Annotated in this window: 14 protein-coding genes; 12 read left to right on the top strand and 2 right to left on the bottom strand. The window is 34.7% G+C overall.

What is annotated here, in order from left to right:
* The first annotated feature begins 3 nt into the window (after positions 1-3).
* The 4 genes from folP to sfsA are packed head-to-tail and all read left to right on the top strand — an operon-like array spanning position 4 to position 2,388.
* The gene (folP, locus tag TKV_RS10305) at positions 4-816 is read left to right on the top strand and encodes a dihydropteroate synthase (RefSeq protein ID WP_049685860.1); all 813 of its coding nucleotides are present in this window, start codon (positions 4-6) and stop codon (positions 814-816) included.
* Positions 813-1,313, top strand: a complete 501-nt coding sequence (folK, locus tag TKV_RS10300; RefSeq protein ID WP_049685859.1) for a 2-amino-4-hydroxy-6-hydroxymethyldihydropteridine diphosphokinase — start codon at positions 813-815, stop codon at positions 1,311-1,313. Before folP ends, folK begins: the two co-directional genes overlap by 4 nt.
* A 3-nt stretch (positions 1,314-1,316) precedes the next feature.
* Positions 1,317-1,682, top strand: a complete 366-nt coding sequence (queD, locus tag TKV_RS10295) for a 6-carboxytetrahydropterin synthase QueD (RefSeq protein WP_049685858.1) — start codon at positions 1,317-1,319, stop codon at positions 1,680-1,682.
* Positions 1,683-1,716: 34 nt separating this feature from the next.
* Positions 1,717-2,388, top strand: a complete 672-nt coding sequence (gene sfsA, locus TKV_RS10290; RefSeq protein ID WP_049685857.1) for a DNA/RNA nuclease SfsA — start codon at positions 1,717-1,719, stop codon at positions 2,386-2,388.
* A 17-nt stretch (positions 2,389-2,405) separates the two neighbouring features.
* Here the strand turns inward: sfsA and TKV_RS10285 are convergent, their stop codons facing one another.
* The gene (locus tag TKV_RS10285; RefSeq protein WP_049685856.1) at positions 2,406-3,263 is read right to left on the bottom strand and encodes an N-acetylmuramoyl-L-alanine amidase family protein; all 858 of its coding nucleotides are present in this window, start codon (positions 3,261-3,263) and stop codon (positions 2,406-2,408) included.
* Between the two features lie 180 nt (positions 3,264-3,443).
* On the opposite strand from TKV_RS10285, the gene TKV_RS10280 reads away from it, so the two are divergent.
* Positions 3,444-4,085: a coenzyme F420-0:L-glutamate ligase gene (locus TKV_RS10280; RefSeq protein ID WP_049685855.1), complete on the top strand. Its 642-nt coding sequence runs from the start codon at positions 3,444-3,446 to the stop codon at positions 4,083-4,085.
* Positions 4,086-4,153: 68 nt separating this feature from the next.
* Positions 4,154-4,360, top strand: coding sequence for a hypothetical protein (locus tag TKV_RS10275; protein WP_049685854.1), 207 nt, complete (start codon positions 4,154-4,156; stop codon positions 4,358-4,360).
* 201 nt (positions 4,361-4,561) lie between these two features.
* Here the strand turns inward: TKV_RS10275 and TKV_RS10270 are convergent, their stop codons facing one another.
* Complete coding sequence (locus TKV_RS10270; RefSeq protein ID WP_049685853.1) at positions 4,562-5,200, bottom strand: DUF1614 domain-containing protein; 639 nt, start codon at positions 5,198-5,200, stop codon at positions 4,562-4,564.
* Between the two features lie 147 nt (positions 5,201-5,347).
* Here TKV_RS10270 and TKV_RS12530 point away from each other — a divergent pair, with 147 nt between their 5' ends.
* The 6 genes from TKV_RS12530 to ptsP all read left to right on the top strand — a co-directional run bounded on the left by TKV_RS12530 (position 5,348) and on the right by ptsP (position 13,770).
* On the top strand, positions 5,348-5,575 hold the full coding sequence (locus TKV_RS12530) for a DUF896 domain-containing protein (protein ID WP_003871309.1): 228 nt from the start codon (positions 5,348-5,350) through the stop codon (positions 5,573-5,575).
* A gap of 20 nt (positions 5,576-5,595) precedes the next feature.
* The gene (locus TKV_RS10265) at positions 5,596-7,023 is read left to right on the top strand and encodes an aspartate aminotransferase family protein (RefSeq protein WP_049685852.1); all 1,428 of its coding nucleotides are present in this window, start codon (positions 5,596-5,598) and stop codon (positions 7,021-7,023) included.
* Positions 7,024-7,044: 21 nt separating this feature from the next.
* On the top strand, positions 7,045-7,530 hold the full coding sequence (locus tag TKV_RS10260; protein WP_003871311.1) for a thioredoxin family protein: 486 nt from the start codon (positions 7,045-7,047) through the stop codon (positions 7,528-7,530).
* Between the two features lie 178 nt (positions 7,531-7,708).
* Positions 7,709-10,021: a vitamin B12-dependent ribonucleotide reductase gene (locus TKV_RS10255; protein ID WP_049685851.1), complete on the top strand. Its 2,313-nt coding sequence runs from the start codon at positions 7,709-7,711 to the stop codon at positions 10,019-10,021.
* A 212-nt stretch (positions 10,022-10,233) separates the two neighbouring features.
* A complete protein-coding gene (locus tag TKV_RS10250) occupies positions 10,234-11,898 on the top strand; it encodes a sensor domain-containing diguanylate cyclase (protein ID WP_049685850.1) in 1,665 nt (554 codons plus the stop codon).
* Between the two features lie 150 nt (positions 11,899-12,048).
* A complete protein-coding gene (gene ptsP, locus TKV_RS10245; protein ID WP_049685849.1) occupies positions 12,049-13,770 on the top strand; it encodes a phosphoenolpyruvate--protein phosphotransferase in 1,722 nt (573 codons plus the stop codon).
* Positions 13,771-14,052 lie beyond the last annotated feature (282 nt).

The following is a 14,052-nucleotide window of genomic DNA, read 5'->3' as shown; positions in this document are numbered from 1 at the left end:
ACTATGTTATTTAGGTGCAGAGACAAAAGTTTGGAAATTGGAAAGAGAACTTACATAATGGGAATTTTAAATATGACTCCCGATTCTTTTTCTGATGGTGGCAAGTACAACAATTTGGAGGAAGGAATAAAGAGAGCACTTCAAATGATAGAAGAAGGAGCAGATATAATAGACGTAGGGGGAGAGTCTACAAGACCAGGTCATACTCCTGTTGAGGAGGAAGAAGAGCTAAGAAGAGTAATACCTGTCATTGAGAGACTTTCTAAAATTTCCGATGTGATTATTTCTGTAGATACTATGAAATCAGGAGTGGCATTAAGAGCTTTAGAGGCAGGTGCCCACATAGTAAATGACGTATGGGGGCTTCAAAGAGACCCAAAGATGGCAGAAATAGTAGCAAAGTACAATGCCGGTGTAATAATGATGCATAACAGCAATGTAGCAGAATATGAGGATGTTGTAAAAGATATAATAAAATTTCTTGAAAAAAGCATAGAGATTGGAGAAAAAGCGGGAATTGACAGAAGTAATATGATTGTAGACCCAGGGATAGGTTTTGGAAAGACTTTAGACCACAACCTTGAAGTTATGAATAGGCTGGAAGAATTAAAGGTGTTGGGACTTCCTGTACTTCTTGGAACTTCTCGAAAGTCGATGATTGGCAAGGTTTTAAATCTCGATGTGGATGACAGAGTAGAAGGGACGGCTGCAACAGTTGCTGTTGGAATTGTAAAAGGTGTTGATATCGTCCGCGTTCACGATGTAAAGCAAATGTACAGAGTTGCTAAAATGACTGATGCGATGGTGAGAAAATGAATAAAGTATATTTATCCTTAGGTTCAAATTTGGGGGATAGAGAAGAGAATTTAAAAAAAGCGGTGTATGAATTATCCCGTTGGGAAGGCATAACGTTAAAAAAGCTTTCTCCCATATATGAGACAAAACCTGTGGGATATTTGGACCAAGGTATGTTTTTAAACATTGCTGCAGAAGTAGAGACGGATATTGAGCCTTATGATTTTTTGAAAGTCATAAACGAAATAGAAAAAAAGCTTAAAAGGGAAAGGATTATAAGATGGGGACCAAGAACTATTGACATTGATATATTGCTTTATGGTAATATTAGTCTAAGTAGCGAAATTTTGACTATTCCCCATCCGAGGATGTGGGAAAGGGCTTTTGTATTGATTCCTCTAAATGACATAAATCCAGCCATAAAAAAGGGAGATGTGTATATTTCTGATTTGATAGAGAAGTTACCGGATAAAGAAGGAGTTACGCGGTATAAAAAGGATTGGTATAAAGAGGTGTAAAAGATGAAGGTGACAAAAATATTCACTTTTGATAGTGCCCATAACCTTGTAAATTACAATGGAAAGTGTGAAGAACTTCACGGACATACTTATAAGCTTGAAGTGACAGTAGAAGGGAAGCCTGACGAAGAAGGGATGGTCATAGATTTTGTTAAATTGAAAGAAATAGTAAGTGAAAAAGTGATAAAAAGGCTTGACCATAAATATTTAAATGAGGTCTTTGAGTTTAACACTACTTGTGAAAACATTCTTTTGTGGATGTGGAATGAGTTAAAAGATGTGTTAACAGAGGACAGGTATCGTCTTTATAAATTAAAACTCTGGGAGACTTCTACAAGTTTTGCAGAAATCACTGAAGAAGATTTATAAAGGATGTTTTGATTAAAATGGTTATAAAAATCCTATTGTCTATGGAAAATTCATAAAAAGAATCAACAGATTTGAAGCTTATGTAGAGTTGAATGGGGAAAAGACTTTAGTACACGTGCCTAATACGGGAAGGTGTAAAGAGATATTTGTCCCGGGGGCAAACGTCATCCTTGAAGTAAGAGATAGGCAAGGCAGGAAAACACCTTATGAGTTGGCTTTTGCTTATAAGGGGAAAAGACTTATATCTATTGATTCACAAGTGCCTAATAAAGTGGTTTTAGAAAGCATAAAAATGGGGCTTATAGAGGAATTTAAGGGCTACCAAATTGTAGAAAAAGAAAAAACTTTTATGAACAGTAAGTTTGATATAAAGCTTACAAAAGAGGGAGAGATATGTTATTTAGAAGTCAAAGGAGTGACACTGGAAATAGAAGGTGTTGCAAAATTTCCTGATGCTCCTACAGAAAGAGGTAAAAAACACATAAAAGAGCTTGTAAAAGTAAAAGAATATGGTATGAGGGCAGCGGTGATTTTTTTAATCCAAATGGATGACATAAAATATTTTATCCCAAATGACGAGCAAGATCCGGAATTTGGGGGATTTTTAAGGGAGGCTGTTAATTTAGGGGTAGAAGCCTATGCTTATACTTGCAATGTAGGAGAAAATTATGTGTTTTTAAAGGACAGGGTGGAAGTGGTCTTATAGCCCTGTCCTTTTTATTTTTAGTCGGTATAGAATTTTACTAAGCCGTTAAATATAGCTTGAGCTACTTTATTTCTATAGTCTAAATCCCTCAAATGAGCATCATCAAGCCTCATATTTTCCATTGCAGGTACTACACCAATAGGTATTACATTTTCTTTATAATTATAGGATTTAGGACAAATACCAAGATTATCAAGTTGAAGTTTTTGAGACATGCACTCGTTTATGTATTTTGCAAGTTTTAGTGAGTTTTCATCACCATCGGAATAATACACCTTAAATCCACTTTCTTTTTTTAAAGAAGCTTCTGTAAATATATCTATAAATACTCCTTCTTCAAATTTTTCCAAATCTTTTTCTTGAAGGGATTTTTCCCATGAAAGTCTACTTTGTGCCCCACATGTAGTGAGTAAAAAGTGAAGTTTTTTTGCTATTGCCATCATTGGTATATGTTGAAGAAGTCCTGTGGGGCTTGTGTTTTTTTCACCAAATCCTGGATTTATCAATATTTTTTTATCTTTCAATATCTCTAATAGAGGTTTTCTGCTTATGTAGAGTTTAAATTTTGCTGGAATACCTTCAATAATTTCAATTTCGAAATCTGTTTGGAAGTCAAGTGCTATTTCTGCAACTATTTGTTGTTCTGTGGCTTTTATCTCTACATAAGAGATTATTCCATCCAAAACATTATATTTTCCTTCTGGCATGTTTAAAGGAGTATCCTCAAAAATGATTTGTATTGAGGTATTTTGTTGTTCTACATGATATGTTGGAACTTTTAATGAAAACTCAAATACAATAAGGCACTTATGAATTTTTATTGATTCATTGCTGGAAGTAGAATCAATTCGTAAATTTGTTAATTTATTTAACATTTTTATCCTCTCCAATTGTTAAAATTAGATTAAAAAAGATAAAGTGTGAGATAATTGTGATGAAATTGTGATATAATTGTAATGAAAGACAAATATATTTTACCACAACAAGAAAAAAATAAAAGATATTTACTAAAAATTTTATTATTACACTTTTTAGGATATTTGGAGGCAAATTTTATGTATGGAAAAATTCCAATAAAAACTCATATTATAACTGAAAAAGATGATATAGTAGAAGTTGTGCACAATTACACAAAAGATATACGAGAGCCGGGAGATTTAATATCAATTGCAGAAAGCGTTGTGGCTATAACACAAGGGAGAGCATATCTTCCTGAAAATATAAAGCCGGGGTTTCTTGCAAAGATACTGTGTAGGTTTACCGACAGGAATGGCAGTCTCACTTCTCCTCAAGCAATGCAATGTGCTATCAACGAAGTGGGTTGGTTTAGGATTTTGATTGCTTCTATTATAGGAGGGTTAGGCAAGTTATTGGGTAGAAAAGGGTGGTTTTTTATTATCGCTGGCAGAAAAGTCGCTTTAATTGACGACGTTGCAGGGACAATGCCTCCTTATCATAGATACATAGTTTTGGGACCTAAAGACCCTGATGTAGTTTGTGAGAAGATAAAACAAAAAACAGGAGTTGATGCAGCTATAATAGATGCAAATGATTTGCGCCGTGCTGATTGTATTGGCGCATCAAAAGGGGTTGATAAAAAATATGTAGAAAGCCTATTTATCGACAACCCATCAGGCAATGCTGAGCAGCAAACTCCTATTGTAGTTATAAAAAATTACAAGTATATAAATAATTGATGCGTTTTTTTATTTTTGCCAACATGTGTTATAATGAAGTTGTAAACATTTTTAATGGGGGAGCTTTAATGGGAAAGATCAAGTTAGAGGATTTTACGAAATTTAAATTTTTGTCAGGTTTAAAATATTCTCCAAGTGGAGGATATGCAGGTTTCGCAGTACATAGGATGGATATGGAAGAAAATAAATATTTTTCAAATCTATGGCTTTTAGAAGTAAAAAGTGGCCGGTATTTTCAACTTACCTCTTTTAATGAAGAGACTGATTTTGTGTGATTAGATGATGAGAATTGAAAAAGTATATCTAACTGGATATCGGATTTTGGAACTACGTACATAGACTACTATTTTAATGGTGAAAATCACGAACTTTCAAGAAGCGGTAAACCCAAACACAGAATAAGAAGGCTTAAAAGAGATTGCATTTGAAGTAAAATAGCACTCTACAGTCAAGGTAGGGTGCTATTTGACATTTTATTAAGCTAATAAAGCGGCGACTACACCAACTAAAAAAATTCCGTCAAATATGCCCGCTCCTCCTATACTTATGGCATGAGAGTTTAGGTCTTTAAAATGGGGCAAATTTAAAAGGTCTGCTCCGATTAATGTACCTAAAACCCCTGAAATGTATGCTACAGGAGCTGCATTACTAGGAGATAAGAGGATCGCAGCGGCAGCTGCCACAAGAGGTGGTATAAAGGCAGGAAGGGTAATACCTACTCCTGGCACAGGTTTAGCTAGTGCTTTTGCTACAATTGTAACTATTATAGTAGCTATTATAGTTGGGAGTAGTGGTGCCCTCGGCAAAAGGTACAAACTGAGAATAACGGGAACTATAGCTCCTCCCACGTTTACAGCAATTATTTGTTCTTGCACTCGTGGGGGATAGTAAAAAAGGAATGGGGAAAAATACCGCTCTTCTTCATGGACAATAATTTTTTTTCGAGATATAGGAATGTTGATCACACTTCCTATTAAAGATAAACTAAAAACAAAAACTGCCATTTGGGGAGATAATCCCAATTTTGCAAAAGAAAAAGTTGTTGCCTGCACAAAAAATGTAAATATCAAAAAAGGAAACAACAATATTAGGGAAAGTATCCAAATTAAAGGCATTACAAAAACCTCCTTAAATATTTGCTACTATATTGTTATAATATCATAAAAGTGATGGTCATATCCATTACTTTATAAAAATTCTTTTGTTTTTTGGGAAAAAGGAATATAATATATTTGTCAAAATTTATTCGACGAGGTGAAGCAATGATAACAAAAGAGATGATAGATAGAATAAATTTCCTTTATCACAAATCACAAACAGAAGGACTGACTGAAGAAGAGAAGGAAGAGCAGAAGAGGTTAAGGCAAGAATATGTTAAGGAAATACGGGAAAGGGTTAAAAGAGAGTTGGATAGTATTAAATATGCTGAAAATAGTTGCAACCATTGTGGACATGACCATAATCACCATCATCACCACCACAGACATTAAAGATAAAGGAGAGATGAAAAATGTATGAAGTAACAAAGGGGAAAGTGAAAGACGACATTCCAGAATATATCACTTTAGAAGAGGCACTTACTTTGAACAAAAATCAAGTCAGAGAAAATTACAAAGAATACATAAATTCAGTGTTTGTCTCTATGCTTTCAATGCTTCAGTTTGATAAACTTTTTGTAAGAGCTAAGGGAGTTTCAGTATGGGACAATGAAGGAAATGAGTATTATGATTTTTTAGGAGGATATGGTGCTTTAAATTTGGGGCATAACCCTGATGAAGTCATTGAAGCTGTAGAAAAAGTAAAATATATGCCTAATATATTGCAGGCTTCTATAGGAAATTTACCAGGAGTTCTTGCTCACAACCTTGCCATGATAACTCCAGGAAATCTTAAAAGGAGTTTTTTCTGTAACAGTGGAGCCGAGGCAGTGGAAGGAGCTTTAAAGCTTGCCAAAATTGCTTCAGGGAAACACAAAATAGTTTACTGTCACAATTCCTTTCATGGCAAATCCATGGGAGCACTTTCAGTGACGGGAAGAGAAAAGTATCAAAGGTATTTTAAACCTCTTGTACCTGATACTATACCTATTCCTTTTGGAGATGATAAAGCATTAGAAGAAGTGCTTAAAAATAGGGATGTTGCTGCATTTATAGTAGAGCCTATACAAGGGGAAGGAGGAGTTATTGTTCCACCTGAAGGTTATTTAAAAAAGGTAAGGGAATTGTGCACTAAGTACGATGCGTATTTAATTTTAGATGAAGTTCAGACTGGCTTTGGAAGAACAGGAAAGATGTTTGCTTGTGAGTACGAAGGAGTAGTTCCTGATATAATGTGCCTTGCTAAGTCTTTGGGCGGAGGAGTCATGCCTATAGGTGCTTATATAACCACAGAAGAAATATGGCAAAAAGCTTATGGGACTATGGAAAAAGCTCTTTTACATACTTCTACTTTTGGCGGTAATACCTATGCTTGTGCAGCTGCGATTGCTTCAATACAAGCTATTATAGAGAAAAAGCTTCCTGATGCTGCAAAAGAAAAAGGTGAATACTTTTTAGGTCGACTGAAAGAATTAAAAGAAAAACATCCAAAACTTATAAAAGATGTTAGAGGAAAGGGGCTTTTAATAGGAATAGAGTTTAATCAACCAGAAGGTGGACTTCTTGACAAGATTTCTGGAGGAGCTATTTCAAAGCTTTCAAGTGAATACCTCGGCTCTTTAATTGCTGGAGAGCTTCAAAATAAACACAGAATTATAACGGCTTACACTTTGAATAACCCAAATGTAATAAGATTAGAGCCACCTTTAATTGTGACAAAAGAACAAATTGACAAAGTTGTAGATGCTTTAGATGAAATTCTCACAAGAAATAGTAGCTTCTTAGGGATTACTGTCTCGGGAGCAAAAACTGTTTTAGGATCGTTATTTAAAAGGCAGTAAATTGAAAGAGGTGAATTAACTTTGAGAGAATTGTTTGAAAAAGGAATAACTTTTGAGGAATTTGTAAGAGAATCGGAGGAGAACATTGCTAAAAGAATAAAAGAGAGATATGAAAAGACAGTCTTAGATGAAGACTTGATAGTGAAAATAAAATTTAAAGATGAGATAAATATTTTGGCATTTGCTGAGAGTTGGTGTCCTGATTCTCAAGTTAATGTGCCTATAGTTGCAAAAATCGCAAGTTATAATAAAAATTTTAAACTGAGAATTTTAAAAAGAGAAGGTAACGAAGAGCACATGAAACCTTATTATATAGATGGTAAAGCTAAAATACCCACTTTTGTATTTATGAATAAAGATTTTAAAGAAATTGGTCATTGGATTGAAAGACCTGAAATAGTAAAAGAACTTGCAAAAAGTGGAGAAGGAGAGTGGAAAAGAGATTATCTTAAAGGGAAATATGATAAAAACATAATTGAGGAAATTGTTAATATTTTGTCCCGGTAATTGTGCCGGGTTTTTTAAATTCGTTTAATTTATTAAGCTTTTAAACGAAAATTAATAGTAAAGGGAGATAATAAAGTTAATCGGATAGTTTTGGAGGTTGCAGAATCCACAATAAAATGTATAATTTAATAAGTAACATACAAAATATTGTGGTTTTACATAAGAGGAGGAATTTCCTGTGAAAATTACTGAGAATGCGAGGAAGGTTCTGGAGAGAAGGTATTTAGCTAAAGATGAAAATGGCAAGCCTATTGAGACAGTTGAGGAAATGTTTGAAAGGGTTGCAAAGACTATTGCTGAAGTGGACCTTATATATGATAAAAAAGCAGATGTAGAGGCTTTAAAACAAAGGTTTTACGATATGATGACAAACCTCGATTTTTTGCCGAATTCCCCTACATTGATGAACGCAGGTAGGCCTTTAGGGCAGTTGTCAGCATGTTTTGTTCTTCCTGTGGGAGATTCTATGGAAGAGATTTTTGATGCGGTAAAGTACGCGGCAATTATTCACAAAAGTGGTGGGGGTACAGGATTTAGCTTTTCCAGATTAAGACCTAAAGGAGCTACAGTTAGGTCTACTGGAGGAGTTGCCTCTGGTCCTGTTAGTTTCATGAAAGTTTTTAATGCAGCAACAGAGGCGGTAAGACAGGGTGGAACACGACGTGGGGCAAACATGGGGATTTTGCGTGTTGACCACCCTGATATATTGGAATTTATCCAGTGTAAAAAAGATAATAACGAGATAACAAACTTTAATATAAGTGTGGCTATTACAGAAGAGTTTATGAAAGCTGTTGAGGAAGATAGGGAATACGATCTAATAGATCCTCACACTAACAAGGTTGTAAACAGATTAAGAGCAAGAGAGGTCTTTGACCTCATTGTAGAAATGGCTTGGCGAAATGGGGAACCGGGTATTGTATTTTTAGATAGAATAAACGAGAAAAATCCTACCCCTGAAGTTGGAGAGATTGAATCTACCAATCCCTGTGGCGAACAACCACTTTTGCCATATGAATCCTGTAATTTAGGTTCAATTAATCTTGAAAATATGTTAAAAAAAGTAGAGGATAGGTACGTAATAGATTATGACAAACTTAAAGAAACGGTATATGATGCTGTCCATTTTTTGGACAATGTAATAGATGCTAATAAATATCCTCTTCCACAAATTGAAGAAATGACAAAAGGAACTCGGAAAATAGGGCTTGGCGTAATGGGTTTTGCTAACATGCTCTTGAGACTTGGTATACCTTATGATTCCGATGAGGCTATAGAGCTGGGAGAGGAATTGATGGAGTTTATTGATGAAACTTCTAAGGAAGCCTCGATTAAGTTAGCAGAAAAGAGAGGAACTTTTGGGTTTTATGACAAGAGTATTTACAAAAAAATGGGCATAAAAATTAGAAATGCTACGACTACTACTATTGCTCCAACTGGTACCATATCAATCATTGCTGGCACTTCCAGTGGGATAGAGCCTATATTCGCTATAGCTATGACGCGAAATGTCATGGATAATACAGAGCTTGTGGAAGTAAATCCTGTATTTAAAGAAGTTGCTATTGAAAGAGGATTTTATTCAGAAGAGCTAATGAAAGAAATTGCTCAAAAAGGAAGTCTAAAAGATATAAAGGGTATACTAGAAGATGTCAAAAGAGTCTTTGTGATAGCCCATGATATTGATCCAGAATGGCATGTCAAAATGCAGGCAGCTTTTCAAAAACATGTTGACAATGCTGTATCTAAGACGGTTAACTTTAGACATGATGCGACAGTAGATGATGTAAGAAAGGTATATCTTCTCGCGTATAAATTAGGTTGCAAAGGCGTTACCATATACAGAGATGGCAGTCGTGAGTCACAGGTTTTGAATTTAGGTATAAAAGAGAAAAAAGAAGAAGCAAAAGCAAATGAAAATCCTTCAAAAAAAGAGCCATTAAGACCAAGACCTAGACCTCCTGTAACAAGAGGAATAACTGAAAAAGTTAGAATAGGCTGTGGTAATCTTTATATAACAGTTAACTATGATGACCAAGGTATATGTGAAGTATTTACAAATCTTGGAAGAGCAGGAGGATGCCCTTCACAGTCAGAAGCTACTAGTAGACTTATATCTATAGCATTACGATCAGGTATTGATGCAAAAACAATTGTGGAACAGTTAAAAGGAATAAGATGTCATTCTACCTTAAGACAGATGGCTACAAACAAAGAAATAAAAGTATTGTCTTGTCCTGATGCTATTGGCAAGGTTATTGAAAAAGTGATGAAAATCCGAGTGGAAGAGGAACAACAATTTGCACCTATTGATATACCTATATATGAAAATAATCACAATAACGATGAAGATGACCCTAAAGAAGAGGTTGTTTTAAGTGAAGTTGACCTATTAGACGAAGAAAGATTTTGTCCTGAATGTGGAAGTCCAATAGAGCATGAAGGCGGTTGTGTTGTATGTAAAAACTGTGGCTATTCAAAATGCGGTTAATACTTTATTAAAAACCTTCTGCGGCGATTGCTGCAGAAGGTTTTTAAATATTTAAAAGAAATTACAAAATTCGACATATTATGATGGAGATTTGTGGTATAATTACTTTTATCATAAGAAGTAGTAAATTTAATAAACATTTGTCATCTTAAGAAGGATTTTTGACTTAAATGTAGAATATTAATTTGATTGTAAAAAATGAGGGGATTAGTATGGGGAAGTATAGGGAACAGGTTTTTAATGTAACGTTGATTACAGTAGGAACTGTATTATTTGTAGGGGCGCTTTATTGCTGTGGGGTTGGAATAGATTGGAAAATTTTTTTAATATTGTTTGCTTTTGCAATAATCCTTGACAATCTTGGCATAATGTATACGGATATAAAATTATCTTTAAGCCCTACTATAGGCATGGCTACTTTTTTAATTTTTGGAACGGTTGCGGCAGCAATGCTTATGGTATCATCAGTAATGTTTGACACTATTGTAATTAGAAAGAAAATTAAAAATGGCCTTTTAAATGGTGCGATGTTTTCAATTGCATATTTGATACCAGGATGGTTTTATGAGTTTATAGGAGGAAAGACAGGAGTAATATCTTTTTCTCAAGTCAAATATATCCTAAGTTATGTTATAATGAGTTTTCTTTTAAACAATTTTATATTATACTATGCTTTAAAGGCACAAGGCAAAATTTTATTTAAGGAGTATTGGAATGAAAGTGTCCTTTTAGAGCTGGGAACCTACATAGTAATGTTTCCCGCAGCTATATTACTTGCATATATTTATTTTAAACACAGTTTAATATTTTTTGTGTTATCTTTAACTCCTTTGATATTTATAGCGTATGTTTTTAGAATGGTTAGAGATTTGATTAAAGCGAACAAGAGGCTTAACGCCATATACGAAATGGTTAAAGTAATAAATTCAAAACTGGAATTAAATCAGATTTTAGATGCTATTATAGAAGTTATTTCTCAAGTTGTTTCTATATCTGCAGCGGCTATATATCTGGTGGATTCAAATGGGATTGCTATTTTGGCAAAATCTGTTAGTAGTAAAGAGTCTAAGGAAGTATTTAAGGAAAACTATTTTAAAGATGAAGGCATTGTTGGTAAATGTATATCTCTGAATAAAACAATAGCAATTAGAGATTTAAAACAGGACAAAAGGTTTTCAAGTGAAAAGTTTTTAAATGACTACGGAAGCGTTATGGTAGCTCCTTTAAGGTTTTCAGGTTCTGTCATTGGATGTTTAATGATATTGCATGTAGAAACAAATGTATTTGATGATGATTCTGTGAAGATTGTAGAAACAATTGTAGACCAAGCTTCTGTTGCTATAACAAATGCTAAACGCTATTATGAAGTGAGTAAAAAATCTATTACTGACCCTTTGACAAAGACTTACAATAGAAGGTATTTTAATGATGCTTTAACAGAGAGTATTATGAGGTCGGATGAAACCAGCGAACCTGTCAGTCTTATAATGTTTGACTTGGACAATTTTAAATTGATAAACGACACTTCCGGTCATTTAATTGGCGATGAAGTGCTCAAAGAAGTTGCACTGCGCATCAAAAACAATGTAAGAAGTGATGATATTGTAGCTCGATTTGGTGGAGAAGAATTCGCCGTGATTTTGCCAAAACTTACTGCTGAGCAGGCGTATATGATTGCAGAGAGAATAAGAAATGAAGTGTCATCAAAGCCAATTAAGACAAGCAAAGGAGATATATATGTAACCATATCCGGAGGAGTAGCTGATTACCCCGAAAAAGCTGATTCTGCAGAAAAACTTATAAGCCATGCGGATAGAGCTTTGTATGCAGGTGGTAAAAGTAAAGGAAGAAACAGAATTGCAATATATGAGGTGTGAAAAGGATTAAGAAAAAAAATACTGGGAAAATATTTTCCTAGTCTTTTTTGTTTGCTTTATTTTTTTATTTTATTATTGTGCAAAAGTTTCACGTTGTACTGAAAACTATGCTATAATAGACGTTAGAATAATTTTAAGGAGGGTTAACAAATGTTAAAGGGAGTTGCAGCATCCCCGGGGATAGCGATTGGCAAAGTTTTTTTATATACTAAAGAAAAAGCAGTAATCAATGTGCAAAATATAGATGAGTCAAAAGTAGAATATGAAATTGAAAGGTTTAAAAAAGCATTGCAAGTTACACAGCAACAAATAAAAAAGATTAAAGAAGACGCATTAAGAGAGTTTGGTCCGGATAAAGCGGAAATATTTGAAGCTCATTTTATGCTGGCAAGTGACCCCGAACTTATTGAAGGGGTAGAAAGCATGATAAAGAATGAACGCATAACTGCTGATAACGCTGTAAATAAGGTAATAGAACAAAATGCCTCTGTGATGGAAAGTTTAAATGATGAGTATCTAAAAGAGAGAGCGGTAGATTTAAGAGATGTAGGGAGTCGCATAATAAATAATCTTTTAGGGGTAAAAAGCATGAGTCTTTCTGACCTTGAAGAACAGGTGATAATTATAGCAAAAGATTTGACTCCTTCAGATACAGCCACAATGAAAAAAGAGATGGTTTTAGGTTTTGCTACAGATGTGGGGGGGAGGACTTCTCATACAGCTATAATGGCCCGCTCTTTAGAGATTCCTGCTGTAGTAGGATTAGGAAATGTTACTTCTCTGGTTTCTGAAGGAGATACCATAATAGTAGATGGCTTGGAAGGAGTAGTAATTGTAAATCCTCACGAAAATACAATAAACGAGTATAAGACCAAAAAAGAGAATTATGATAAAAAGGTGGAGAAGTTAAGAAAATTAAAAGACTTACCTGCAGTAACTCCTGATGGCAAAAAAGTCATGTTGGTGGCGAATATAGGAACTCCAAAAGACGTAAAAAGTGCACTGGCGAATGGAGCAGAAGGAGTTGGACTTTTTAGAACCGAATTTTTGTATATGGATAGAACTACTCTTCCCACAGAAGAAGAGCAATTTGAAGCCTATAAAGAAGTTGCAGAGAAAATGGAGGGTAGGCCTGTTACCATAAGGACTTTGGATATAGGTGGAGACAAAGAACTCCCATACCTTAATATGCAAAAAGAGATGAATCCATTTTTAGGATATAGGGCTATAAGGTTATGCCTTGACAGAAAAGACATATTTAAGACGCAATTAAGGGCGCTTTTGAGAGCAAGCGCTTATGGAAATATTCACATAATGTATCCTATGATATCTTCAATTACTGATGTAAGAAGGGCAAATGCGGTTTTGAATGAAGTGAAAGCTGAACTTGATAAAGAGGGAATAAAGTACGATAAAAACGTAAAGGTAGGTATAATGGTGGAAATACCTTCTGCTGCAATAACTGCAGATATATTGGCTAAAGAAGTAGACTTTTTTAGCATAGGAACTAATGATTTGTGTCAGTACACTCTTGCTGTTGACAGGATGGATGAGCATGTAAAAGATTATTATCAGCCGTTTAATCCCGCTATTTTAAGGCTTATAAAGCTTGTAATTGACGCAGCTCATAAAGAGGGGAAGTTTGCGGCTATGTGCGGTGAAATGGCGGGTGACCCGTTAGCTACAGTTATATTGTTGGGGCTTGGGCTGGATGAATTTTCAATGAGTTCGACTTCTATCCCTACAATTAAGGATATAATAAGAAATACAGAATATGAAAAAGCGAAAGAAATAGTAGAAAAAGTCCTTAATATGGCTGAAGCTGAGGAAATACAGAAAATGATGGAAGATATTATTAAAAACATTGATTAGCTTTCTGGCCACACTGTAGACTAAGTTAAACAAGGAAGTCTCTGCTTTTATGCGTAAAATGCATCGCGGGAGTATCTTAGTGTGTATTGGCTTCTCTCAGGCTTTTGCTGCGCACTCCTCAGGATGACCCATGAAAGGAAGAAAGCGAATTCGGAAGATGCCCAAAGAAAGCCTATGACACGACTTAGATACGTGAGCCTGGACTTGAGCATAAAAGCGAGAGACTTTAATTTATATCAAGAGGTTTGTCAACAAACTATAAATCTCTGGCTTATGTCAGAG

This window comes from Thermoanaerobacter kivui, assembly GCF_000763575.1.
GTDB classification, from domain to species: Bacteria; Bacillota; Thermoanaerobacteria; order Thermoanaerobacterales; family Thermoanaerobacteraceae; genus Thermoanaerobacter; species Thermoanaerobacter kivui.
The sequence above is the reverse complement of the archived record's forward strand: the minus strand, read 5'-3'. Positions and strand labels throughout refer to the sequence as shown.

Coding starts and splice junctions, on each gene's coding strand:
- TKV_RS10280 (WP_049685855.1), top strand. CDS start 3,444: ATGTATGGAAAAATTCCAATAAAAACTCATATTATAACTGAAAAAGAT.
- queD (WP_049685858.1), top strand. CDS start 1,317: ATGAAGGTGACAAAAATATTCACTTTTGATAGTGCCCATAACCTTGTA.
- ptsP (WP_049685849.1), top strand. CDS start 12,049: ATGTTAAAGGGAGTTGCAGCATCCCCGGGGATAGCGATTGGCAAAGTT.
- TKV_RS12530 (WP_003871309.1), top strand. CDS start 5,348: ATGATAACAAAAGAGATGATAGATAGAATAAATTTCCTTTATCACAAA.
- TKV_RS10270 (WP_049685853.1), bottom strand. CDS start 5,200: ATGCCTTTAATTTGGATACTTTCCCTAATATTGTTGTTTCCTTTTTTG.
- TKV_RS10275 (WP_049685854.1), top strand. CDS start 4,154: ATGGGAAAGATCAAGTTAGAGGATTTTACGAAATTTAAATTTTTGTCA.
- folK (WP_049685859.1), top strand. CDS start 813: ATGAATAAAGTATATTTATCCTTAGGTTCAAATTTGGGGGATAGAGAA.
- TKV_RS10285 (WP_049685856.1), bottom strand. CDS start 3,263: ATGTTAAATAAATTAACAAATTTACGAATTGATTCTACTTCCAGCAAT.
- TKV_RS10250 (WP_049685850.1), top strand. CDS start 10,234: ATGGGGAAGTATAGGGAACAGGTTTTTAATGTAACGTTGATTACAGTA.
- TKV_RS10265 (WP_049685852.1), top strand. CDS start 5,596: ATGTATGAAGTAACAAAGGGGAAAGTGAAAGACGACATTCCAGAATAT.
- folP (WP_049685860.1), top strand. CDS start 4: ATGTTATTTAGGTGCAGAGACAAAAGTTTGGAAATTGGAAAGAGAACT.